This is a genomic window from Levilactobacillus zymae (assembly GCF_032190635.1).
GTDB lineage: Bacteria > Bacillota > Bacilli > Lactobacillales > Lactobacillaceae > Levilactobacillus > Levilactobacillus zymae_A.
Genome location: NZ_JAVLAS010000001.1, coordinates 463193 through 487674 on the forward strand (window position 1 = coordinate 463193; position 24482 = coordinate 487674).

Sequence of the window (24482 nt, forward strand, 5' to 3'; positions counted from 1 at the left end):
ACTAATAGCGTTATTATACGTCAAATCGGGTGAGGGGAGTATGGCCGAGCCACAGATTGTTTCACGTGGAACAAAAACGCCCGTTGCGATTAACGGGCGTGATCAAGTGTTTAATTAACGAGGCGTTGGCGCTAAACGGCGCAGGGCGGGGATGGTCAGCATGACGGTCAGGCTGAAGAGGTACAGCAGAGACAGGAAGCCCATAACCACCAGTAAGCTGTAGTGGTCCATCAAGAAGCCGATAACTACCGACGAGAAGCCCCCCACGGCGCGGCCCACGTTGACGATGAGGTTGTTGGCCGTTGAGCGAATCTCAGTGGGATACAGGCGGCTGATGACCGCGCCGTATCCGCCGAACATCCCGTTAGAAAAGAAGCCTAGTACGGCCCCGGCTAGGAGTAAGGTGACCTGGTTGACCGCCAGGGTGATGCCGAAGACGGCGAGAGCGGCGGCGAACAGGAAAAGCCCGAACGCCCGCCGGGGACCGAAATAGTCCAGAATACTGCCGAAGGTCATCATTCCCAGACTCATGCCCAGAATCGTGGCGATCATCCAGACGGACGATCCGGCCACGCTGAGACCCAGTTTCTGTTGCATGATCGACGGCAACCAGTTCATCAGACCGAAGTACCCGGCAATTTGCACGACCACCATCACCATGAGGGCCACCGTTTGGTAGGCTAAGCGTGGCGTGTGAAACAGGGCGCCTAAGCGAATGGGCTGGCGGTTGGGCCGCTGCCGGGCGCTGAGAAATTCGGCGCTTTCGTGGAGGTGCCGGCGGATAAAGTAGGTCAGACCCACGGGTACCAACCCAAAGACAAACAGGGCCTGCCAACCCAACGTCGGAATGATCAGCGCCGCGGCAATCGCGGCTAAGACGGCGCCCAGCTGCCCACCGATTGCGGCCAGCGAGGTCATCTTCCCAATCTTGTCGTGGTCAAAGCTTTCGGCAATCAGCGTGATCCCCACGCCATACTCGCCCCCGGCACCGACGCCGGCTAGGAAGCGGAAGATGTAGACGGCCGTGAGACTGTGGGCGAACGCCATGGCCGCCGTGGCCAGTGCGAAGATGAAGACGGTGTGCGAGAAGACCTTGACGCGGCCGAACCGGTCGGCTAACAGGCCAAACAAAAGGCCACCCGCTAACATGCCCAGGTTGGTGACGGAAGCAATCAAGCCGGCTTGGGTCCCGCTGAGGTGTAAATCGGCGGTGATCGACGACAACGCGAAGGAGAGGAACATGACGTCCATGTTCTCCAAGGCGAAGCCGGCCGAGGTTGAGGCAATCGTCCATTTCTGGGGTGTTGTTAGCGCGTGGCGCGCAGGGGTAGTGCTAGTTTCCATTGCGAATTCCTCCAAAATTGGTGCTCACGGGCACCGGTTATTTTGTTGCATTGCTCATTATTCTGCCACGAATCTTGCAGGGACGCAAGGGGAAAATTTACGGGTTGACGCCCGCCAGTTTTCCGCGTAAACTCAACGGCAATCAAACTTTAAACTAGTCCTGTGAGGCTAATAAGGGGATCGGTGACCCGTTTTTTGACGGGCGAAGACCGCTTAGCCACGGGGCTGGGCGGTCTTTTTTTGGACCAGAAAGGGGCGCACCATGCGACCAGTTATCATCGCACTCGATTTTCCCAGTCAGGCTACGGCACTGGATTTTTTGACGCCGTTTGCCCAGACCCCCAACCTATTCGTTAAGGTGGGGATGGAGTTATTTTACACGGCGGGGCCCCAGATTCTAACGGCGTTACGGGCGCGCGGCATCCAGGTGTTCTTGGATCTGAAGTGTTACGACATTCCCCACACGGTCGAGCAGACCATGGTCCAGCTGGGGCGGCAAGGCGTGGCGTTGGTCACGATTCACGCGGCGGGCGGCGCGGCCATGATTGCCGCGGCGAAACGCGGTTTGGTGGCGGGCGCCCACGCGGCAGGGGTGGCCCCAGCGAAATTGTTGGCGGTCACCCAGTTGACCTCCACCACGGAATCCCAGATGCAGGCCGAACAACTGGTCAGCGCGGACTTACCTACGACGGTCCGTCACCTAGCGCGTCTGGCGTGGCAAAATGGGGCGGACGGGGTGATTGCCGCGGCGCCGGAAGACCCGGTGATTCACGCGGCTACGGCCCCGGATTTTCTGTGCATCAACCCGGGCATTCGCCTGGCCGAAGACGCGACTGACGACCAACAACGGGTGGTGACGCCCAGTCGGGCCGCCGCACTGGGCAGTAATGGTCTGGTCGTCGGGCGATCGATCACCCGCGCGGCGGACCCACTGGCGGCTTATCAACGGATTTTAAAGGAATGGGGAGAATAAAATATGACGACGCGAGCAGCACAGATTGCAACGGACTTATTGCAGATTCAGGCGGTGACGTTACGGCCCAGCCAGCCTTTCTTGTGGGCCAGCGGAATGCAGGCACCCATTTACACGGATAACCGGCGGACCATTGCCTTTCCGACCGTGCGGACCCACATCGCGGACGGCTTAACGGCGTTGATTCGGGACTTGTACCCCGACGCGACGGTGGTTGGCGGCGTGGCGACCGCGGGAATTCCCCACGCGGCACTGGTGGCCGACCGGCTGGACCTGCCGATGAACTACGTACGTTCCAAACCCAAGGACCACGGCACAGGCAAACAAATCGAAGGGGAACTGGCGACTAACGACCGGGTGGTTCTGATCGACGACCTGATTTCGACCGGGGGTAGCGTGTTGAGTGCCGCCAAGGCCGTGCAGGCGGCCGGGGCCACGGTCCTGGGCATCGTGGCCATCTTCTCGTACGAGTTGCCCGATAGTACGGCTAACTTTGCGGCGGCCGGCTTGACGTTACACACCCTGACTACCTACAGCGCGCTGATTACGGCGGCTGAGGCGGCCGGTGACGTGACCCCCGCCGAAAAGGCGTCCTTGCAGGCGTGGCGGCAGGATCCGTGGCATTGGCAGGGGACTCAACATTAATTATCAATGATTATTAATAACAAAAAGCCACCGATTTAATTAAATCGGTGGCTTTTTTTGACGATTAAATTGAATGAACAAGCCCGCTCTAGAAGTGGTCCCACGGGTCGTGGTCGCCGCCCATCCAGCGCCCCCACAGGTAACCACTGAGCATGTCGGCACCGGCGTGAGGATCGTCCACAAACGTGGGGTGACGTAAGGCCTTGAGCACCTTGATTAGGATCCACAGAAGGAACGGGGAGCAGATCCAGAAACTGACCCAGGCCCAACTTAACCCGGGTTTTATTTTGGCGGGTTTGGCGATGTGCTTGGTGATGAATTTTTGGTAACGATTGAAGAAGGTCATGGCGGACTGGGCCGTCCCCTGCTTAGTGGGGAGGCGGCGCGTCAACGTCCATTTCTGAAAGTCGGAGATTCCGCTGGTCAGGTTATCGGACGGGGCGATCACGGTGTGCCAGCCGTTGTCGGGATAGACGACGATGACCGAAACCTTATCGTGAAGCCGTTTGGTCGCCTGAGCCGCGGCGTATTCCTGGTCTCCCGTCGAGGCGGTCGGGTCCACCGCTTGTTGGCCCAGTTGCTGGAAGCGTTGGTCCATGAGGTCGTTGCCCGGCGTACCGAAGGGGTTACTGTAATCGAAACCCAAAAGCGCGGAATCTGGCAGTTTGGCGTAGGTGTACACCCACAGCTGCGGCCGGTTGCGCGTGCGTTGCCATTGCTGGTTAGTCTGAATGATTTGTTGGCGCTGTTGGGCCGAGAGAATCCCCAGTTGGTCGTGGATGTAGGGCGACGCGTGGGCGGTCAACGATAGCCCGAGACTGCTGATAAGGATGGTTCCGATGACGAGTAGCAGGTTTTTCCAACGCATGAGCAAGGCTCCCTTCACTGGCGAGGTGGTGCGGTTACCTCCATTATACTAAAGTCGTGATGGGGTGAATCAGAAAAAAGCCGATCCCCGAAATGGACGAGGATCGGCTGAGTTTTAAATTGAATGGCGATTCCTATTTCACGTAAGCCGTCCGGTAATCGGCAGCCCCGTCAAATTGGTTGTAAACGACACCTTTGATCTTGGGGTTAACCAAGATGTTGGTCCGAGCATCGTAGAGTGGCGTGACGGCTTGGTCGGTCATGGCCGTTTGGGCGGCCTTGACCAGGTCTTGGTAGCGTTGAGCGGGTTTCAAGGCATCCTTGCCTTCCGCAGCAGCTAAGGCGTTATCGTAGGTCTTACTGGCGTAGTGGCCCATGTTGGAGTTGTTGGTCGATCCCAGAATCTGTAAGGATTCAATCGGGTCGGCGTAATCCATACTCCAGCCGGTCAGGTTCATCTGGAAGTTGCCCTTCGAGACGGCACTTAACATGGATGGGAATGGTACGGCCTTAACGTTGATGTTTAGGCCCTTGAGCTGACTGTTCAACGTGCTTTGGATGTATTCGGCCAATTGCTTGGTGGTGTCATCGTCGGCACAAATCATGGTGATGTTTAGCTTTGATTGATGCAGCTGCTTCAGTGCGGACTGGAACAACTTCTTGGCCTTAGCCGGGTCGTAGTTGGCGGTGTCGGCGACCGTGGTGTCCTTAGTGAAGTCGGCCTTAGTCTGTGGGTTCTTCTTCATGTGCCGAACGGCGAAGGTCGTTGCGGGGAGTGACCCGTTCTTCAACACTTTCTTAGTTAACTGTTCCCGGTTGATGGCCAGCGATAAGGCGGTCCGTAAATCGCGGTTGGCGGTCGTGGCGTCCTTTTCGTTGTATTGGATGAAGCCGATGCGCCCGGAAGCTAAGGTCTTCAAATTAGCGTTGTTCTTGTTCTGCTGGGTCTGTTCGCCGTCTAGGGTTACCGCGTCGAGCTTCTTGGATTGATACAAGTTGTAGGACGTGGCGGTGGACTTGACGACCCGGTAGTTGATGTGTTGAAGCTTGATGGCTTGGTGATCGCGGTAGGTTGGGTTCTTCTTTAACGTCCAGCTATCACTGGTCCCGTTCCACTTGGTCAGGGTGTAAGGCCCGTTGTAGACCGTGGTGCTGGCCGAGGAACCGTACTTGCTGCCGTACTTTTGGACGGCTTTTTGGTTCAGTGGGAAGAAGGTCGGGCTGGCGAGAACGACCTTGAAGTACGAGGTCGGTTGAGCCAACTTAATCTGTAATTGATACTTGCCCGTGGCCTTGACCCCTAACTTGCTGGGGGCGAGCTTGCCGGCCGCGACCGCGTTAGCGTTCTTGATTTTAGCAAATTGGTAGGTGAATTCGGACTTGGACTTAGGGTTTAACGTCCGTTCCCAGGAATATACAAAGTCTTGGGCGGTCACCGGATCGCCGTTGCTCCATTTACCGTCGTGATGTAAATCGATTGTGTAGACGGACCCGTCCTTGGAAACGGTGGTCTTCTGGGCCAGGGCGTTGACGGCTTCGCTCTTGGCGTTGAGCCGGAACAGACCTTCGCCGACCTGACTCAGTTGGCTACTGGAAACACTGTCGGTAATCTTGGCGACGTCCATGCTGGTGATGGGTGAGGTCTCGGCTAAATTAAGGTTTTGGGCGACGGCGGCCGTAGTGGTCTTTGAGTGGGCCTTAACGGCGAAGACACCGCCGAGTACGACGACAATGCCGCATAGTAATAACGTGGTTTTCTTGTTTAAAATGCTCATCATGAATTCCTCCAAATAGGTGATTAGTCGTTGGGGTTGTCAACATGTCTGAGCTTTGCCATCGAATCAACATCATGAAATTCCTCCTCGGTTAATTGCAAACAAAAACCGTCCTTAACAGCCAATGCGTTAAGGACGGTCAAATTAACCGCGGTACCACCTTAATTGGACGCGGACCTCAAAAGAAGTCACGGCGCCCCCCTCACAGGAGACCAACATCTCCCTGACAACTGACGTATGTCGCACGTCTTTCCGTACTCGCTAACTTTCGGGAAAGCCCTCGGTGGTCCATTTACTTACCTGCGTTCGGCCGTACTCTCAGCAACGACGGCTCTCTTGACGGGCACGATAAGCTTGATCTCCACTTCAATGGTTTGTTTCGGACGATTCTTGAATTGAGACTAGTGTACGTCCGGTTACGGGGGATGTCAACCAATAAAATTAAAAAGGGATGAGAAGGAAAGGGGGACTATATAGAAAGAAACCAATTTAAAAATTTTTTTGTGGTCGGTGGTGCTGGTCGATAACTAGATCGAGTGAATGGCGACTGGCAGTCGAACGTCTGAACAACTAGTTAACGAATCATAATTACTGGTTTGTGTTCGAGAACTTACGATGGCGAATAATTAGTGAATTCTGCAAGGAATCCAGCATTACCAATGGTTCAGCCGATTTAGTAGGCTTGGGTTAATTGATTATTAATTAACTTATTTAGTCGTTAGGAGGCTGTTGGTATGCGACCACAAAAATGGTTGATCGCGATGGTTAGTTTGGTCGGTGTGCTGCTCTTGGGGGGGAATGTGCCGGCACAGGCGAGGGCCGCTACTCAGGCGAACCAGCTGCAGTATAATCGCAGTTATCGGGTCACCCGGCGCCTGTACCATCCCAAGTATAATTTTTACAAGCAACCGTACCGGACGGGGATGAAACGGTTGAGTTCTGCGCGCGGCAGCTACGAAAAGCCCTTCAAGGTGACGCGAGTGGCTCAAAACGGTCACGGAATTTTCTGGAAGACCCAGCGGGGGTGGATTAACCGGGACGCCTTCTACAAGTGGATTCGTTACCAGGGCGGTTTGAAGTACACCATGAAAGTCAACAAGGCCCATGTCCTGCTCTACAATAAGCCCTGGGGCCTCAAGGGGGCTAAGGTGACGGGGAGTACCAGTACCAAGCACCTGACCCATCACTGGTATCCGGTTGATCGGCGCGCCGAATTAAATACTAGTCACAGTGGTTATTACCGCCTGAACGTTCAGGGGAAACACTACTGGATTAAGGGACAATACTTAGCGTTTAACACCAAGGCGTTGGTGGGGAACATCAAACGGGTCGAAAAGGCCATCAAGACGGGGTCCAAGTACGTGGGTAAGTCCAAGTATGATTGGGGTGGTGGCCGCACGCCGGCCAGCATCCGGGCCCACCGGTTCGACTGTTCATCGTTTATCCATTACATCTACGCCAAGTCCGGCGTGCGTTTAGGCCCGGCCTCGACGTGTACGACCTATACGCTGATTAACATGGGGCGCAAGGTCAAGGCTAGTCACATGAAGCGTGGGGACATCTTCTTCTTTAACGACAAGGATGAGGGGCGTAACTGTCACGTGGCAATTTACTTAGGCAACCACCTCTTCTTGCACGATTCTCCGAGTGCCGATACCGGGGGTGTGGGAATTTCAAGTCTCAAGGATCCTCACTGGCAGACCCGCTTTAACGGCAACGTTCGGCGGATTGTGGGTTAGTAGTGGGCCATCATCTGGGCCAACTCGGCCCGAAAGGCCGTCACGAAACTAGCGGGGCTGAGGACCTTGACCAGGGTCCCCTGACTTAACAGCCACATCTTGGCCCCGACATCGTAAGCCTGAATTTCAATTAGCGTCCCGTGCGTTTGCGTACGGGGCGCTTTTACTGTGTGCCGGGGAAAACGGTCTAGCGCGGCTTCGACGACGCCCCAAAATTCGAAGGTGATGGTGGTCAGCTGACCCGGTTGCATGTAGTGTAAGACTCGGCGCAGTTGGCCGTCAGCAACACTCCGGCGGGGGTTAGGCAGGGCCTGTGGGGCGCGTTGGCAGGTGGCGATGCGGTCCACGCGAAAGAAGCGCGCGCCGGTAAACGTATTGCCGAATGCAATCACGTAAAAGTAGTATTCCGAAAAGATCAGGGCTGCCGGCAGAATTGTTTGGTCGCGGTAGGTGTGATCGGCGCGTTGATAATGCAGGCGCAGGGTCGCATGCTGGGTAATGGCGTTGCTCAGTTGCCACAGGCGACCCAGGAGGGGCTTACGGTGAGCTACGGGCACGTAGTCACGCTTTTCGTTATTAATCAGCCGCTTGATTTTTTGAGCGTCGGCCGAGGGCATCAGGTCGAGCAAGCTGTCAACGGATTGCGTCAGTTCGGTGGGATTCAGCGCGCGGCTGCTTAAGAGGATCTTGATGAGGACCAAGACCGCCGTTTGGGAGAGACGACTCTGATCGAGGTGTAGCGTGTAGCCGCCCAGTTGAGGCTGATAGGTCAGTTGGTACAGGACGTCTTCGTCACTTAGAAATTGACGCAGGTCGCTGAAGTCGCGCTGCACGGCTCGCGCGGAGACCTGAAAATGATCGACCAGTTCGGCCTTGGTGACCACGGGTTGGTGCAGTAATTTCTGCAAAAGGTACAGCTGACGGTACGCGGTAGTTGCCATGACAAATTCCTCCAATTTGGCCGGGGTAGACAATATTTGACTCCCCCCAAGCATATACTGAAGGCAATCAATCAGCAAGGGATGGGATAGACCATGAACGACAGTCAAAATTGGCAGGCCATTTATCGGGAGCTCGCCGGGGTAATTGGACCGACCGCGACGCAAAAATTACAAGCGTATTTAGGGGGGATGCAGGTCAGTTTTCCGCGGCGCTTGTTGGCGCCCGCTAAAGAAGCCGCTTTAATCTATCAAGGGCATCAGGCCGGGTGCACGCTGGTGCAATTGGCCCGCCAACACGATTATTCGGAACGAAATATTCGGCGTATCTTAGCTCGCTATCGGGGTAAAGGGTAAAAAGTAAGGCAGACTGCAAGGAAATCCGCATTTTTATGCTCCTGCAGTTTCTGATACTTTATAAGGGTAATCAATTAGAAAGGGGGTTACCCGAATGTGGGTAAATCTATTACAGGAATCTTACGCACAATTGTATGAATTATTAGGTGAAGATCTCACCAAGCAAGTCTACGACCTTTATCGGGGCCGCCAAATTTCTTTTCCTATGCGTCTTTACGATCACAAAAAGGTCGCGGCTCAAATTGTTGAAGAATATAACGGTCATAATTTACCGGAGCTCACGCGCAAGTACGGTTATTCGCAGCGTTGGGTTCGCCAGATTCTACAACAGGCGAAGCAGAAAAAGTAGAAATGAAACGCCGGTCACGAGCATTCAAATGCTTGTTGGCCGGCGTTCTTGCTATAATGAAAACGTGAGTAATAACCGACGAATTGCCGGTTAAGAAGAAGGGTGAAAGTATGCAAGTTTGTCCACACTGCGGCCACTCGGTTCCGACGACCGCCAAGATTTGTCCGGTTTGTGGTCGGCCGTTACCGGTCACCACCCAAACGACCGCTTCTGATGCCAAGGCTAAGCCACGGCGACGGCAGTCGTTATACGATGACGCCACGGCTCGGTTAAACCGCTATACCGGTGAAGAGGGGGCTGTTAAGGTTAATCTTAAGGATCTCTTTTCGGCGGTGTTTCAGCACCACACTAAGGCGGAGGCCGAGTCGGTGTTCATCGCCGGAACGGAGGACACCACCCCCGCGCTGGATTCGTTGTCCGATGCGTGGGTCAAGCCCTGGTTGTTCTCCCGCATTTTGGTGGGCTTTTTACTGGCCTTCATGGCGCTTTTATTCATGGCAGTGGAGTTCCAAAATCCTAACGCCATTCCGGGCCTGATTCTGGTGGGGGCGTTCGCGGTGCCCGTTTCTGGGCTGGTCTTTTTCTTCGAAGCGAACGCCTTTCAAGACATCAGTCTGTACGAGGTCATGCGCGTTTTCTTCATTGGGGGCATCTTTGCGCTGATTGCGACGCTGTTTTTGTACCAGTTCATTAGCTTTAGTCAGACCAGTCAGATGACGGGAATGCTGACCCTGGGCGATTCGTTGTCGATCGGGGTAGTTGAAGAAGTGGGGAAGTTGCTGATTACCTGCTACTTCATTAACCAATTACACATTAAGCACATCTTGGGTGGCATGTTGATTGGAGCCGCAGTGGGCGCGGGTTTTGCCGCTTTTGAAACGGCAGGGTACATTTACCGTGCCGGTAACTTGCTGGTCGAAGTGGCCATCTTACGGGGCTGGTCGGCGATTGGGGGCCACCTGGTCTGGGCCGCCATCGCGGGCGGTGCCGTGATGGTGGTCAAGCGTGCCAAGCCGTTACGCCTGACACATTTGTTTGATACCCGCTTTTTAGTGTTCTTCGGGATAGCAATCCTGTTGCACGCCGCTTGGGACTGGGACATTGGCATCATCGGGCCGTACTTTAAATTGCTGTTATTAATCATTGCGGCTTGGGTGGTCGTGTTTGTGTTGATGAATGCGGGACTCAAGGAAGTTTCTCACCTGCAGCAACGGGCGCTAGAGCACAACGATTAAGCGAGACTTAATGATTAAACGGCCACTGTTTCTGAATTGGAAATAGTGGCCGTTTTTGTCGTGGAACCGGTTGGTGATTTTTTTAGCGTTAGGTTTATGGGTAACGGCTTCAATGGTGGGATGATTTGAGCATAGCGGATTAAAGTAGTCACGGTCAGTCATGAAACACGTAAAAAGCCCCGCCATCAGTCCCAAGCGGGCCGGCGGGGCAAGCGTCACGTTACGCATGAATGGTGAGGTTGGTGGGTGTCATTCCGGTGACGACGGGATGGGTCTGTAAATAGTCTTGAATCAGGGATGCCATGTCCTGATTGACCTCCCGGATAATCTTGCTGGGGCGAAACATCGGGTATTCGCCGCCACCGTTTCCCCGGTATTGGTTCATGGCCACTTGCAATTTTTGATCGGGACGTACGGGGGCATCGTGGTAGAGCAAGCGGACTAGGCGCTGGCCTACCGGTTGGCTGAGATCAAAGGTGTAGTCGATGCCGCTGTAAACGTCGTAGTTGAAGAGTTGGGTTTTGGTCGGCGCCGGGCCGATTTGACCAGTAGCCGTGACCGTAAAAAAGCTGGCACATTGTTCGAGGGCGGCCCTGAGATCCACGCCGGTGATTTCCTCAACCACCAAAGTGTTGGGGTAGGCGTAACTGTTCAAGACTTGGCGCCGGGTGACGGTTGGTTGCAGGCCTAACACGTCGTCGTTAAACAGGGCCGTGGCGGCAATGTCGGTTTGTCCCGCGGCCATCTCCACCTGGTTAATGAAGGCCAGATAGGGATGGTGGTGCTGGCGCGCGGCAAAGGGATCGGTAATGGCCATACTGGCACCGGTTAGTTGACCGACTGGGTGATCAAGCCAGCGTTGCACTTGGGTCTCCAGGGACTGGGTCTGGGCGACTAACGTCGGGTCTAACGCGACGTTGGCCGTGGGTAACAGCGTGGCGGCGTGATCAACCACTTGATGCTGGGTGTCTAAGGTGAGGTCGATGAGTCCGACGGCCACCGCCTTATCCCCGGGTTGGGTGACAGGGACTTGTTGATAAATCCCCGCAATCTGCCGGTGTTGGTGTCCCGTAACCAGCGCATCGATTCCCGGAACCTGGGAGAGTAACCGGTAACCTTCGTTTTCGTTGGTAAGTGGTTCGGTAGGGTATCCCGTGGTCAAGTCGGCTTCAAAGCCACCGTGGTAGGCGACCACCACGACATCGGCCAGCTGGTGCAATTTCGGGACCCACTCCTGGGCCGTGGCCAAGGCCGAACGGAACGTGAGACCGGTAATGTGCCGGGCAGCTTCCCAACTGGGAACGTGGGCGGTGGTTAACCCCAAAACGGCAATTTTGACGCCCTGTTTCTCGATAATCTGGTAGGGCGCATCGCTGATGGCCTGGGCCTGTGCCCCTTCGATGTTGGCGCTCAGTAACGGGTAGTGCCTTGCGGCTTGGGCGGTCCGCAGGTAGTCCAACCCGTAATTGAATTCGTGATTACCGAGAACGCCCACGTCGTAATGAGCGGCGTTGAGCAGTTGGGAAAAGAGGGGGGCTTGTTGGGGAGCTTGCGTCGCTAAGTAACTGGCTAAAGCCGAACCCTGAATCCAGTCCCCGTTGTCGATGGTGAGGGTGATGTCGTTAGCGTCCGCCCGCTGTAATTGGCGTAAGAGCGTGGCGGCGCGCAACCACCCGTAGTCGCGCAGATCATGGCGGTGACTGTAATTGGTGGGATAGAGGTAGCCGTGGACATCGCTGGTCGAGACGATTTTGAGATGTTGCATTAAACCAACTTCTTTCGTAGTTGTTCCGATAACGAATCGATGAGCAGCACCATTAACACGATGCCTAAGAGAATGATCCCGACGCGGGGCCAGTTACGCGTCTGAATGGCGAAAATCATGGGGGCCCCAATCCCGCCGGCACCGACCATCCCTAAGATCGACGCGGAACGCACCGTAATTTCGAAACAGTAAAGGGTGTATGAAATAAACTCGGGCATAATCGTGGGAATCGTTGCTAACATAAAGATTTCGGGACGCGTACCGCCGACACTTAAAATGGCCTCTTCCGCGCCCCGGTCCATGTTCTCTAGCGACTCACTAAATAGCTTGCCTAACATCCCAACCGAATGGATGCTGACGGCTAAAACCCCCGCGTAGGAGCCGGGACCTACGGCTTTGATAAACATGATGGCCAGGACGATTTCGGGAAATGTCCGGATCAACGTCAACACGACTTTCCCACTACCGGACCGAAGATGGTAGTGTTCTTGGGTCGTGCGTGCCGCCCAGAAGGCAAACGGCACGCTGATAAAGGCCGAGACGAAGGTGCCTAAAAAGGCAATTGCCAGGGTCTGCAAGATTAATGAGGACAGGTCTTCGCCACTGCCGTTATAGACGTAGGCCCAATCGGGATGCAATAAGCCATTAATGATGGAACGAGAGACGTCGGCCGCGGAGTCTTTGATGCCCGCGAATTGCAGGCCCCCCACGGCCCAGCTATAGACGCCGGCTACCAAGATGAGCCAGACGAGCCATTGCCAGCGCCGCCAAAAGGGATGGGGGACGAGTTGCTTCGATAATGTCGTTTGCATTAGAGTAGGACCCTCCTTAGGTGATTACTGATCCCATCGATGAGTAGGACGACGACTAACATGGCCAACACGATAATGGCAGTGTTGTCATAATTTAGTTCGCCCAGTGAGCGTTGTAGAAAGACCCCGATTCCCCCGGCCCCTAGGTACCCCAGGACGGTTGAAGCCCGGACGTTGATTTCGAGGGTGTAGAGGAAGTAACTGACGAACTGGTTGAGAATCTGGGGTAAGACGGCGTACCAAATGATGGTAATCTTGCTAGCTCCCACCGATTTCATGGCCTCTAAGGGTCCCATGTCGATGGTTTCGATGACTTCGTAAAACAGCTTGGACACCACCCCAAAGGAGAAAATGCTCAAAGTAATGACCCCGGCGGTGGAGCCAATCCCGAAGATAGCCACCAGCATGGCGGCTAAGAGCAGGTCGGGTAAGGTTCTCACTAGGTCCAAGAAGAAACGAATTAAATTGTGTAAAAGCGCGTTCGTAACCAGGTTACTGGCCGCCAGCAGGGAGAAGGGGACGGCTAAAAGGGTCCCAATAGTTGTTCCGAGGATGGCCATCTGAATGGTTTCGTAAAGGGGCTGCAGAATCAAATGCAGGTAGCCCCAGTTAGGATGAGACATCTGTAATAGGAGTGAGAGGAACTGGTCGAAATTACTTAGAAACATTCCGGGGTCAACGTTGGTCATGTTGGCGGACACGATTAATAACACAAATAGTAAGCCCGTCCACCCGATGGCGGCGACGTGGTATCGTTGCCACCAAGTGCGGTGGGGCATCTCAGAATCGGACATGATAACCTCCTAGTTGGTTTGGTAAATCTGGTTGAGCGCTGTTGGCGTCACGCGACTAATGGGTTCATCGTAAACGAGTTGACCGGCGCGTAACCCGATAATCCGATCGGCGTATTTCTGGGCCAGAGCGACCGAATGTAGATTTACGATAACCGTGATGCCATCCTCACGGTTCAATTGTTGTAAGGTGTCCATCACGTCTTGGGTCGTCCGGGGATCCAGCGAGGCCACCGGTTCATCGGCCAGGATAATCTTGGGGTCCTGCATTAAGGTCCGGGCAATGGCGACTCGCTGTTGTTGTCCACCAGAGAGTTGGTCGGCCCGGGCGTAAAGCTTTTGGGTCAGGCTCACCCGTTTCAGGGCTTGAATGGCGCGTTGTTTGTCCGGCGTGCTGAATAAACCGAGGATGCACCGCCAAGTGGGATAGACGCCTGCCAGACCAGAGAGCACGTTTTTTTCCACGCTCGACCGGTTCACCAGGTTAAAGTTTTGGAAAATCATGCCGATGTGACAGCGTAATTGGCGTAGAGCTTTTCCTTTGTAGGCCTGGATGGGTTCTTGGTCGATCTTAATTTCACCGGACGAAATTTCGTGCATCCGGTTGATTGTCCGCAGCAGGGTGCTCTTACCCGCGCCAGATAACCCCACGACGACTAAAAATTGACCACGAGGAATCTCGAACGTGATGTCTTTGAGACCCACGGTACCGTCCTCGTAAACTTTATTAACGTTGCGAAATGAAATGATGGGATCGGTAGTTGCTTCCATAAGTTATTTTCTCCTTTAAAAGGTGGCTCCTCGTAAAAAAGTAGCCAAGGAACGGAACTCAGCCTTCGCTACTTTTTTATGCGTAAACGCTACTTGTTTAAAGCGGCGACTTTCTTGTTGTAATCCCGGGCACCGTCGAAGTTACTGTCTTTCGAATCAGCGTAACCTTCGTGGGTGTACATGGTTGAGATGATGGCGTGACCTTCCTTGGACTTGGCGATGGTCTTAAAGGCCGTAGCAATCTTTTTTTGCCATTTGGCACTCATGTCTCCCCGTACCGTAATGGTATCGTTAGGAATCTTACCCTTAGTGGTGTAAATTGGGACCACCTTTTGCATGATATCCTTCTCGTCTTTCTTCACGATGTTGCGGGCACCTTGGAAGACAAAGGCGGCGTCGGTATCCTTGTTGTAAACGGATAAGACCCCTTGGTCGTGGCCCTTAACTTGGATGGTCTTAATGCCATCTTTGTTCACGTTGATGCCGTGTTCCATCAGCTCGACGGCCGGGTAGATCCAACCCGCCGTGGAAATGGTGTCTTGGACGGCGATCTTCTTACCTTTCAGGTCTTGGATGGATTTGATGCCGCTATCCTTGCGGACCAAAATTTGGGCGCGGAAGAAATCGACTAACTGGTGGGTGAATTGGTCGTTGGGTTCCTTTAACCCGTAACGCTGCGCTTGCAGAATGACCTTAGAATGGTATTCCTTGTGCGCTAAAATGTAAGCTGCAGGCGGCAGAAAACCAACGTCGATGCGCTTAGCGCCCAGGGCCTCCACGATGGTGTTACCATCGGTGGACACGTTAACCTTGACCGGGATGCCTAACTGCTTTTGCAGCAATCCGGCTAACGGCTTAGCTTTGGCTTCAATCGTTCCCGCGTTGGTGGACGGGACAAATTGCACCGTGAGTTGTTTAGGGGCGTACCCGGCAGAACTGGAAGAACTGGTTGAACTCGTCGCTTTACCACACCCGATTAGGGTTAGGGGTAAGGCGAGTAGCGCGAGTCCCAGGACTAGGCGCTTGGCCGTACCTTGAAAATGCATAACATTCACTCCTCAGAATATGTAATGTGATGAAACTTGATTCTCGTTCATTCTAGCAAAAAGACGAACTTTTACAATGATTAAAACTTATAAATTTCGGTATTTATTTAATTATAATTAGTTAATTTCCGATATAGACATATGTAAAACGTAAAACCGAACTTAAAAACAATCGCTTGCAAAACATAATTAATAATCAAAAAGCGTGTCAGTCCGTGAAGACTAGACACGCTGCGGGTTAATCCGTGGGAATCACAAAGGCACTTCCCGTTGGACTCATTGGATGGTTGGTGGCCAGGTAACGAATGGTTTGCTGTAAAGGTTTGGTCCGGGCAATCGTGGAATCTTGGGTTGCGGAGCGCGGACTCAGATGGGCTTGAATCGTGTTGATGCGAACGTCGTTGCCGGCGAGATCGCGCGCAAGGGTCTGCGTCCAATTATGCAGTAAGGTAACGAGCTGCTGGTTTGGCGCGGTTGGCTGGGCCGTTAACACGTTGACAATGCTACCGTGATATTGGTGACGCATGATGGCTGCCGCCGCGGTAGATCCCCAGATGACGCGCTGCTGGGTTCGTTCGAAGTAGGCGAGATACTCGGCCGAGCGGTGGTGCCAATCTTGCGGTTGATCGGTAACGTTGGGAATGTTAATGAGGACGTCGAGGTGGCCATACGTTGCCATAATCTGGCGGATAACGCGCCGCCAATCGGCTTGGCGGGTCACATCGAGCTCAAGGTAATGAACGTTTTCGCCTAACGCCTGGGCAATGGCGGGGCCCCGACTGACTTCTAGATCGGCAATGATCACCGTGGCGCCCTGAGCACAAAAGTCGGCGGCACACACGCTCCCTATTCCGCGAGTGCCGTTGGTAATTAAAATAACGGGTTGATGCTGCATCGTAAATTCCTCCCCCCAGAAATCGGTGCTTTAATAAGTCTAGTTTAGCGGGACCGGTTCACCATCACAAAAGATGTTACTTCGGCAGAGTTAGTTAATTAATGTTATGATAGATAAACTATTTAAGTCATAAAGGAGAGGTGGCACATGGTCTATTGATATTTGGGCGAGAAGACACGTTCTTTTAAGGACGTGATGAATCACCTTAACCTTTTCGTGTATTTGTAAACCGTATTACTAGTAAAGCGGCTGTATACTGACATTGGAATAGTTACTTGAACAACTCTGAGATAGGTTCCACGAAAGGTGGTGATCCGATGCTGAAAGGCATCAAGCTTCGTTTGTACCCGACTCGAACTCAAGAAGGCCAGCTATGGCAATTGTTTGGCAATAATCGCTTTGTCTGGAATCAAATGTTAGCGATGGCCAAGGCCCGGTATAAAAACAACCCGGGTAGTCGATTCATCAACGAATATGGTATGAATAACTTACTTAAAGCGCTTAAAATAGAATACCCCTTTCTTAAATTGAGTGATTCGACAAGCTTGCAAGTAGTGAACCATCATTTGGCGCAAGCCTTTTCAATGTTGTTCAAGCATCGCGGTGGTCAACCACATTTTAAATCGCGCCGGTCATCTAAACAAGCTTACACCGGTCGTTTTCCTGCCAGTGCACAGCTAGTGGTGGCTAAACGTCGCGTCAAATTACCGAAACTTGGTAGTATCAAGACTAGTAAAACGGGTCAGCTGGTTGATGGTCAAATTAAGCGCTACACCGTCAGTCACGACGCTACGGGACGTTACTATTTGAGTTTACAAGTTGAATTTCCGGAGCCTAAGCCACTTCCTAAAACCGGTGCCCAAATAGGTATTGACCTAGGTGTAGCTGACTTAGCGATTACCTCTAACGGTCGAAAATATCCTAAATTCCAGGCGCCCTGGGAGGAACAACAAGGAATTACGTGGCAACGAAAGTTTGACCGTCGTAAACATCAAGCCAAGGTTAACGTGGCTCAGTGGAACCATGATAAAAATCACTTGATTAAGTTGGAACTCAACGACTACCAGAATTGGCAGCGAGCTAAACAAATCAAGGCGCGCTACCAGCGTAAACTCGCTAATCGACGCAAAGACTACTTGAGCAAGCTGACAACCCAGTTGGTCAAAGTCTACGATGTGATCGTGATTGAGGATTTAAAAATCAAGAATCTAATGCACAATCATCACCTGGCCAAGTCAATTGCCAATGCCAGTTGGTACCAGTTTCGAACCATGCTAGATTATAAGTGTAAGTGGTACGGCAAAAAACTCATTGTGGTGAACCCCAACTATACTAGTCAGCAATGTTCTAGCTGTGGGTTTCAAAGTGGTCAGAAACCGCTTGAGATTCGCGAATGGATTTGTCCCCACTGTGGGACGCATCATGATCGTGATATTAATGCAGCCGTTAATATCCTACATAGAGGACTAAAAACGGTCCAATAAGAACCATGAGGCTAGGGACTTGCCTTGGTAAGAGAATTGAGTTCTGTGAGTTAGGTACTCGGAATACCGACATAACAGCCCAAACACTCCTCAATGTTCCCAGAAGCTCGGTCGTTTACGGCCGGGTAGTTCACTTAATTGGACAGGTTGCGGAGAAGACGGGACTGAGTTGTTACACGTTGCGGTATTATGATCGCGAAGGGTTAATGCCGTTTGTCCACCGCAATGCGGCGGGACGCCGGGAGTTTTCCGAAGGTGATCTGGACCTCGTCGATTTGATCACGTGTTTGAAGGGCACGGGGATGGCGCTAAAAGAGATCCGGCACTTCGTTGAACTATCGATGGAAGGTGACGCTTCGTTAGCCGAACGGCTGCAGGTCTACCGCCAACAACGAGCCAGCGTCGATCGCCAGATTGCCCAGTTACAGGCGTACCGCCCAAAAGTTAAATTACAAGGTGCGGTACTTTGAGGCCGCGTGTGAGGCCGGAACGGAAGCGGCCGTTACGGGCGTTTGTGACCTTCCCGAAACCGTAAAAATCAATGGTGAGTTGCGCGTCAAACCCGCCCATCAGCAATCCGCCAGTTAAATGGAAAAAGGAGCTGCTTAAAACGCAGCTCCTTTTTATTATTAATAATACTATCAATTATAACTTTAATAATTGTTTGGCAACGACCTGATCGACAATGAGAACGTTGGCGTAACCACCGAGCAACGCAGCGTGGATGGCTCGTAATTTCGGTTCACCCCCGGCAATTAGCACCGCGTATTTTTGTTGTCCGAGGTCACTGAGGGGGAGCGCCACGGTCCGTTGGTCCAGCTGAGGATCCGCGACGGCACCGGTGGGCGTAATGAAGTGCGACAGAACGTCACCGACCGCTGTTTGCCGCAGGTGGGCAATCTGGTCGGTTGCGAGGTACCCGGAGCGAAAAAGCAGCGCGTCGGCGCGGGTCGTCCCGACGGTAAATAGCGCCACGTCGGCGTTACGGCCGATTTGAGTGACCCGGCGAATAAAGGGATCTTGCAGGGCGGCGTCCTTAACCTGAACGTCGTCGAAGACCAGCGGCAGGGGTAAGAGGCTGGCCTGAGTGTGGAAGGCTTGGTTGAATTGTTGGGTAATCTCGGCGGAATAGTTGGTTTCGGCCGAGTTAGTGAGGTTGCCCTTGAGCTGAACCAGTTGGACGTTTTGTGCCTGACTGGCGTGCAGGTGTTGCGCAACGGCGAGCATAGTGTGGCCCCAGTTCAGGCCAATCGTCATGCCGTCGGTTACGATGGTGTCAAGGTAGGTTGCCGCTGCGGCTCCCAGGTGATCGCGGATGCTAGCCTCGTCATGGTTCACTTGTTGGGCCACCACCACGTCCTTGAGCTGGTAACGCTCCCGTAAGGCTTGTTGCAGTTGGGCGCCGTCGGTAAAGGGATCGTTAATCTGAACCGTCACGATGCCGGTTTCTCTGGCGAGTTGCAGGGATTTAGCCACCGTGGGGCGGGAGAGATTCATTTTCTTAGCAATTTCGACTTGGCTGAGATTGTCTTGATAGTAGTAGCGACTAACCGTCAGTAGTCGTTCCGTTTGTTTTTGAGAGAGCATCGCGTGGTTCCTCCGTTTGTGAGTTGTCATAAGTTTAACACAAAATCGCATTTTTACATTTGCTATTTTTATATATTTGCATTTGTTAAAATACGTGTTAAATTAAGGCTGTCGACAAACACAACCTAACGAAAAGGGGACTTACCAATGTCTTTAAACCAATACATCGATCATACTTTATTAGCACCCGAAGCCACGCAAGCTGATGTGGATCAGATCATCCGCGAGGCCCGAGAAAATCACTTCTGCTCCGTTATGTTGAACCCGTACTGGGTCCGCTACGCTCACGAACAATTACGGGATACCGGCGTTAACACCGACACGGTGATTGGTTTCCCACTGGGGGCCAATACCACGGCCATCAAGGTTGCCGAGGCGACGCAGGCCATTGCCGATGGAGTGGATGAGCTGGATGTGGTCATGAACATCGGTGAATTCAAGGCAGGACACGACGATCAAGTTCGCCAAGACCTAGTGGCCGTCATTAACGTGGGCCACCAACACCATAAACTGGTCAAGGTCATTATTGAAACGGCCTTATTAACGGACCCAGAAATCATGCGGGCCTCCGAATTGGTGGCCGCTGCAGGCGCTGAATTCGTCAAGACGTCAACCGGTTTTTCGACGCGCGGCGCTCAGGTTAACGATGTCGTGTTGATGAAGCGGGCCGTAGGGGATCGTATCAAGGTCAAGGCGTCCGGTGGGGTGCACACTAAGGAAGAAGCCGAAGCCATGATCGCGGCTGGTGCCTCCCGATTAGGAACTAGTTCGGGGATGCGGGTGATTGGGAAAGTCTAACTTGGCTGGCGTTGCTCGTCAGCTACCGTTAGCCGACCACTGAGCACCGTCTATTCGCAGAGGCGAAAAAGGTCGTGACGTTGGTCACGGCCTTTTAGTGCGGTCAAAATGTGGGGTGACCGCAGTTGGGGTGGGTCCGCCTGATTGGGGAACGGACCCGATAGACGCGGTGTCGGGAGTGGGCCGACAGCGGTCTGGTGGTGTTTAGAATTAAGGAAGATCGTTTCCTGCGGCCAGATAAACGTCGTACCATTCTTGTCTGGTCAGGGTCAGGTCACTGCCGGCAATGCTTTCCTGGAGGTGTTGCGGGTTCATCGAACCCAAGATAACCTGCATATTGGCTGGGTGACGCAGGATCCAAGCCGTCGCGATGGCGTTCTTGGTGACCCCGTATTGATCCGCCAGCTTCTGCAGCTGTTGGTTGAGTTGCGGGAACTTGGGGTTGTCGATAAAGGTGCCGGCGAACAAACCGTATTGGTAAGGTGACCAAGCTTGAATGGTCATCTGATGCAACCGGGAATAATCGATGATGCCCCCGTCGTGATTGACGCTGGCGGCGTCGGTCATGTTGGTGTGCAGGCCGAATTGAATGGGACCGGTATGCATGACGCCAAATTGCAATTGGTTGGCCATTAGTTTTTGCGATGTGGCGGCCTGAACCAACTCAACCTGTTGGGGGTTGAAGTTGGAAACGCCGAAGTAGCGAACCTTACCGCTTCGATGCAGTTCATCAAACGCAGCGGCGATTTCTTCGGGTTCCATCAAGGCGTCGGGCCGGTGGAGCAGGAAGGCGTCCAGGTAGTCGAGTTGCATTCGTTGTAAGATGCCGTCGACTGAGTCTAACAGATGTTGTTTCGAGAAATCGTAACGTTGGCCTAAAACCACGTCACCAGAGCTCTTCTCGGGATCAGGAACGATACCGCCCTTGGATTGGATGAAGAGGTCTTCGCGGCGAATCGTGGACTTCTTTAAGGCCTCACCGAAGATGGTTTCGGATTGACCCACCCCGTAGATGTCGGCGGAGTCGATGTGGGTGACGCCCATGGCCTGCACCTCGTTTAAGACGTTGGCGGCTTGGTCGCTAGTGAGATTTAACATCCGCATGATGCCTAAAGCGACGGCGGATGTACGGATTTGGGTACTACCCCATTTAAGTTGTTTCATCAGTATAACTACTCCCTTCGTGGTTGGTGGGTCATGACCTAACAACCAGAAGTATAGGAGTTAGAGTATACTCCAGGTCAAGGGAAAATCGAAAAAAGTTTTAGAAAATAAGTTGGGGTAATGGTTCATCCGAAGAGACGCCTAGCGAGAACGGGGATGGCGATGATCGGCAGAATAGTAAAAACCACCCGAACCGGTTAGCGATCCGGGTGGCTGTGTTTGATTGGCGTCGTCTAAGTTAATTCTGTTGCACCGTGGGCCGAATTAGAATCTCGTCGATTCCCACGTCTTCGGGTTGGTCAATGGCGTAACAGACGGCGTTGGCAATATCTACCGGGCGTAACCCAATCGCCTGTTCGCGCTGATGGATTTGGGCTTTTAGCTCGGCGGTTCCAGCCGATTGCCACAGGTTGGTCTTGACGTTACCGGGTGAGATCATGGTTGAACGGATTCCGTGAGGCCCTTCCTCTTGCCGCAGGGCATCCATGATGGCGCGTAAGGCAAACTTGGTTCCGGCGTAGACCCCTGCGTTGGGATTGACCACGTGGCCGGCGTTCGAATCAGTAGCGATAAATTGACCGAATCCTTGTTCTTGCATGAGGGGCAGGGCGGCGGCAATGCCGTAAAGGACACCGAGGACGTTGACCTGAAAGGCGGCTTCCCAATCGGCAACCCGCAAGTCCCTAAAGGGGGCGTTGGGCATGATACCGGCGTTGTTGTACAACACGTCGATGCGTCCGTAGCGGGTCCGGGCGGCCGTGATGAACCGGGTTACGGCCGCTTGGTCGGTCACGTCGACGATCTGGTAGGCGGCCGTGCCGCCCGCGGCTCGGATAGTGTGGACAAGCTCCTGTAAGGGGGCTTCTCGCCGGGCCCCCACGAAGAGGTGTGCCCCCTTAGCGGCTAAGGTTTTAGCGGTAGCGGCACCGATGCCCGCAGATGCGCCGGTAATGACGACGACTTTTCCACGAATCGTCATGGTTAAGTTCCTCCTTTAATTTATCGAGAGACGACACACTGGCTTTTAGTTGACACTATGATATCGTGGAAGGGAACTTGGCGGGGGCATCGCGGTTTGATCCGGGATAATTAAGCCAATGACTTAGCCCACGTTAAGAGTTGAACGAATAAGGGAGTCTTTTTGTGACGCAAACCATCACCACCATTTACGATGACCAGCGACCAACCCTGCTATTGGCATTGCATCCCGATGCGACCACGGCGGTGTTGTCCGGCCACAAGATTTTAGAATTCCGCAAACGATTCTTTACCCAGCCGTTCCAGGCCTTCGTCTACACCACGGGGCGGGGGATTCAGTTCTTCATGCGCTGTGGCGCGGCCTATCAAGGCCCATCGTCGACCATTGCCAAGTTAGGCACCCTGGTGCAACACAGTGATTTTGCGGCCACCATGGCCTACTTGACGCCTAACGCGACCGGGGTGGCCGTGCCCATTCAGGCGACTTACCGGCTGACCAATACCGTCACGTTGGCCGATTTACGGGCGGTGACCCCGCAAGTGGCGATTCCACAGACCTACACCTTTTTGGATCAGCCCCAGCGCGCCAAGCTACTGGCCTACTTGACCCGTCAGACCTATGACCTGTCCCGTCAAGTGGATTGGCACCGGCGGCAACCCATGGTGCGGACCTTGTTCCCCTAGACCGTCATGAAACGGCTTGCAATTTAACGGCGAATGCGTTATTCTTAATTTGTCAGTTAAGAATCATTCTAAACTAGAGGAGGCTTTTGTTCGATGTCAAAAGAACGAATCGTAATTGTTGGGGCTTCACATGGGGGTCACCAATCAATTTTAGAATTATTGAGTCGCTACAACGATGTTGATATTACGTTGTTTGAAGCGGGGGATTTCATTTCCTTCATGTCTTGTGGGATGGAATTATACCTGGAAAACAGCGTCACCGATGTCAACGACGTGCGCAATTTCAGCGCTGATGATTTTCCACAACCCAACGTCCACATCCTGGATCGCCACGAGGTCACCAAGATTAATGCCGATGCCAAGACCGTGACGGTGGTGGATCACGCCACTAACCAAACGACGGACCAACCGTACGATAAGTTGATTCTGAGTTCTGGCGTGACGCCGAAGTCCTTACCCGTGCCCGGCGCCGATCTGGACAACGTGTTCCTGATGCGGGGCAAGGATTGGGCGTTGAAGATTAAGGAAAAGCTCGCCGACCCGGCCGTTAAGCACATGACCATTATCGGGGCCGGCTACATCGGAATCGAAGCGGCCGAAGCCAGTCGCAAAGCCGGCAAGGAGGTCACCCTGCTCGACGTGATCGACCGGCCATTAGGCACGTACCTGGATAGCGAATTGACCGATATCCTGGCAAAGAAGTTGACGGCTGAAGGCATCAACGTTCAAATGAACGCCAAGATCACCGCCTATACCGGCGATCAAGCCGTCAAGGCCGTTAAGACCACTGACGCCGAATATCCGAGTGACGTGGTCATTCAGGCCGCTGGCGTTCAACCGAACACCGACTGGTTGAAGGGGACCGTGGACTTGGACGACCGGGGCTGGATCAAGGTCGACAACTACCTGCGGACCAACCTGCCCGACGTTTACGCCATTGGGGATGCCACGTTGGCCTACTCCATTCCGGCCCAGACTAAGGTGCCAATCGCCTTAGCGACGGTTGCCCGGCGCGAAGCCCGTTACGTGGTTAAGCACCTCTTTGAAACCCACCCAGCCGAACCGTTCCAGGGCTTGGTCGGGTCTTCAGCTCTGAGTGTTTTTGACGAACACTTTGCGCAGAGTGGCTTGAACTCCTTTACTGCTAAACGCGCTGGCGTCACGGTGGCTAAGGACTTCTACCACACCACCTTGCGGCCGAAGTACGTGCCCAGCGACAAGGGCAACCCGGACGTGTACGTTCAGTTGTTCTTTAACCCGACGACCCATGTCTTATTGGGTGGCGCGGTCTTGTCGACCTACGACGTGACGGCGCAGGGCAACGTGTTAGCTCTGGCGATCCAACATGGGTTGCGGCTTGAAGACTTAGCCGAAGCCGACTTCTTCTTCCAGCCCGGCTTTGACCGGCAATGGAGCCTGTTGAACCTGGCCGCACAACACGCCTTGGGCGAAGAACCATTCACTTACTAAACCTAAAATTAAGCT

24 protein-coding genes are annotated in these 24482 nt (G+C 53.5%); 11 read left to right on the forward strand and 13 right to left on the reverse strand.

Annotated features, from left to right (window positions below):
• Positions 1-114: 114 nt before the first annotated feature.
• The gene (locus RI501_RS02065; protein WP_313820123.1) at positions 115-1344 is read right to left on the reverse strand and encodes an MFS transporter; all 1230 of its coding nucleotides are present in this window, start codon (positions 1342-1344) and stop codon (positions 115-117) included.
• Positions 1345-1606: 262 nt separating this feature from the next.
• Between RI501_RS02065 and pyrF the strand changes: the two genes are divergently transcribed.
• Positions 1607-2317 carry an orotidine-5'-phosphate decarboxylase gene (pyrF, locus tag RI501_RS02070; protein WP_313820124.1) on the forward strand — a complete coding sequence of 237 codons (711 nt, stop codon included), beginning with the start codon at positions 1607-1609 and terminating at the stop codon, positions 2315-2317.
• Between the two features lie 3 nt (positions 2318-2320).
• Positions 2321-2962, forward strand: a complete 642-nt coding sequence (pyrE, locus tag RI501_RS02075) for an orotate phosphoribosyltransferase (RefSeq protein WP_313820125.1) — start codon at positions 2321-2323, stop codon at positions 2960-2962.
• Between the two features lie 88 nt (positions 2963-3050).
• Here the strand turns inward: pyrE and RI501_RS02080 are convergent, their stop codons facing one another.
• Together RI501_RS02080 and RI501_RS02085 are read right to left on the reverse strand one after the other, a co-directional pair.
• A complete protein-coding gene (locus tag RI501_RS02080) occupies positions 3051-3830 on the reverse strand; it encodes a hypothetical protein (protein ID WP_313820126.1) in 780 nt (259 codons plus the stop codon).
• A 133-nt stretch (positions 3831-3963) separates the two neighbouring features.
• Positions 3964-5604, reverse strand: coding sequence for a peptide ABC transporter substrate-binding protein (locus RI501_RS02085; RefSeq protein WP_313820127.1), 1641 nt, complete (start codon positions 5602-5604; stop codon positions 3964-3966).
• Positions 5605-6338: 734 nt separating this feature from the next.
• On the opposite strand from RI501_RS02085, the gene RI501_RS02090 reads away from it, so the two are divergent.
• A complete protein-coding gene (locus RI501_RS02090) occupies positions 6339-7343 on the forward strand; it encodes a C40 family peptidase (protein WP_313820128.1) in 1005 nt (334 codons plus the stop codon).
• Here the strand turns inward: RI501_RS02090 and RI501_RS02095 are convergent.
• Positions 7340-8284 (reverse strand): helix-turn-helix transcriptional regulator, encoded by a 945-nt coding sequence (locus RI501_RS02095; protein ID WP_313820129.1) that lies wholly within the window; start codon positions 8282-8284, stop codon positions 7340-7342. The genes RI501_RS02090 and RI501_RS02095 overlap by 4 nt on opposite strands.
• Before the next feature lie 93 nt (positions 8285-8377).
• Here RI501_RS02095 and RI501_RS02100 point away from each other — a divergent pair, with 93 nt between their 5' ends.
• The 3 genes from RI501_RS02100 to RI501_RS02110 all read left to right on the forward strand — a co-directional run bounded on the left by RI501_RS02100 (position 8378) and on the right by RI501_RS02110 (position 10222).
• The gene (locus RI501_RS02100; protein ID WP_313820130.1) at positions 8378-8638 is read left to right on the forward strand and encodes a Mor transcription activator family protein; all 261 of its coding nucleotides are present in this window, start codon (positions 8378-8380) and stop codon (positions 8636-8638) included.
• A 94-nt stretch (positions 8639-8732) separates the two neighbouring features.
• Complete coding sequence (locus RI501_RS02105; RefSeq protein ID WP_313820131.1) at positions 8733-8987, forward strand: Mor transcription activator family protein; 255 nt, start codon at positions 8733-8735, stop codon at positions 8985-8987.
• 110 nt (positions 8988-9097) lie between these two features.
• Positions 9098-10222, forward strand: coding sequence for a PrsW family glutamic-type intramembrane protease (locus RI501_RS02110; protein WP_313820132.1), 1125 nt, complete (start codon positions 9098-9100; stop codon positions 10220-10222).
• Positions 10223-10442: 220 nt separating this feature from the next.
• Here RI501_RS02110 and RI501_RS02115 read toward each other — a convergent pair whose 3' ends face one another.
• From RI501_RS02115 to RI501_RS02140, 6 genes are all read right to left on the reverse strand, one after another.
• On the reverse strand, positions 10443-11987 hold the full coding sequence (locus RI501_RS02115) for a bifunctional metallophosphatase/5'-nucleotidase (protein WP_313820133.1): 1545 nt from the start codon (positions 11985-11987) through the stop codon (positions 10443-10445).
• Positions 11987-12799, reverse strand: a complete 813-nt coding sequence (gene phnE, locus RI501_RS02120; protein WP_313820134.1) for a phosphonate ABC transporter, permease protein PhnE — start codon at positions 12797-12799, stop codon at positions 11987-11989. The genes RI501_RS02115 and phnE (RI501_RS02120) overlap by 1 nt, the downstream gene beginning before the upstream one ends.
• A complete protein-coding gene (phnE, locus tag RI501_RS02125) occupies positions 12799-13593 on the reverse strand; it encodes a phosphonate ABC transporter, permease protein PhnE (protein ID WP_313820135.1) in 795 nt (264 codons plus the stop codon). The genes phnE (RI501_RS02120) and phnE (RI501_RS02125) overlap by 1 nt, the downstream gene beginning before the upstream one ends.
• A gap of 9 nt (positions 13594-13602) precedes the next feature.
• Positions 13603-14361 (reverse strand): phosphonate ABC transporter ATP-binding protein, encoded by a 759-nt coding sequence (gene phnC / locus RI501_RS02130; RefSeq protein WP_313820136.1) that lies wholly within the window; start codon positions 14359-14361, stop codon positions 13603-13605.
• A gap of 89 nt (positions 14362-14450) precedes the next feature.
• The gene (locus RI501_RS02135; protein ID WP_313820137.1) at positions 14451-15407 is read right to left on the reverse strand and encodes a phosphate/phosphite/phosphonate ABC transporter substrate-binding protein; all 957 of its coding nucleotides are present in this window, start codon (positions 15405-15407) and stop codon (positions 14451-14453) included.
• 238 nt (positions 15408-15645) lie between these two features.
• Positions 15646-16302, reverse strand: coding sequence for an SDR family NAD(P)-dependent oxidoreductase (locus RI501_RS02140; protein ID WP_313820138.1), 657 nt, complete (start codon positions 16300-16302; stop codon positions 15646-15648).
• A 317-nt stretch (positions 16303-16619) separates the two neighbouring features.
• Between RI501_RS02140 and RI501_RS02145 the strand changes: the two genes are divergently transcribed.
• Positions 16620-17786 (forward strand): RNA-guided endonuclease TnpB family protein, encoded by a 1167-nt coding sequence (locus tag RI501_RS02145; protein WP_313823114.1) that lies wholly within the window; start codon positions 16620-16622, stop codon positions 17784-17786.
• 179 nt (positions 17787-17965) lie between these two features.
• Positions 17966-18256: a MerR family transcriptional regulator gene (locus RI501_RS02150; RefSeq protein ID WP_313820139.1), complete on the forward strand. Its 291-nt coding sequence runs from the start codon at positions 17966-17968 to the stop codon at positions 18254-18256.
• A 175-nt stretch (positions 18257-18431) separates the two neighbouring features.
• Here the strand turns inward: RI501_RS02150 and RI501_RS02155 are convergent, their stop codons facing one another.
• Complete coding sequence (locus tag RI501_RS02155) at positions 18432-19373, reverse strand: sugar-binding transcriptional regulator (RefSeq protein ID WP_313820140.1); 942 nt, start codon at positions 19371-19373, stop codon at positions 18432-18434.
• A 147-nt stretch (positions 19374-19520) separates the two neighbouring features.
• Here RI501_RS02155 and deoC point away from each other — a divergent pair, with 147 nt between their 5' ends.
• Complete coding sequence (gene deoC, locus RI501_RS02160) at positions 19521-20171, forward strand: deoxyribose-phosphate aldolase (protein WP_313820141.1); 651 nt, start codon at positions 19521-19523, stop codon at positions 20169-20171.
• A 210-nt stretch (positions 20172-20381) separates the two neighbouring features.
• Here the strand turns inward: deoC and RI501_RS02165 are convergent, their stop codons facing one another.
• Positions 20382-21335, reverse strand: a complete 954-nt coding sequence (locus tag RI501_RS02165) for an aldo/keto reductase (RefSeq protein ID WP_313820142.1) — start codon at positions 21333-21335, stop codon at positions 20382-20384.
• Positions 21336-21573: 238 nt separating this feature from the next.
• A complete protein-coding gene (locus RI501_RS02170; protein ID WP_313820143.1) occupies positions 21574-22314 on the reverse strand; it encodes an SDR family oxidoreductase in 741 nt (246 codons plus the stop codon).
• Between the two features lie 164 nt (positions 22315-22478).
• Between RI501_RS02170 and RI501_RS02175 the strand changes: the two genes are divergently transcribed.
• Positions 22479-22997, forward strand: a complete 519-nt coding sequence (locus RI501_RS02175) for a hypothetical protein (RefSeq protein WP_313820144.1) — start codon at positions 22479-22481, stop codon at positions 22995-22997.
• Positions 22998-23090: 93 nt separating this feature from the next.
• On the forward strand, positions 23091-24467 hold the full coding sequence (locus tag RI501_RS02180; protein ID WP_313820145.1) for an FAD-dependent oxidoreductase: 1377 nt from the start codon (positions 23091-23093) through the stop codon (positions 24465-24467).
• Positions 24468-24482: the final 15 nt, after the last annotated feature.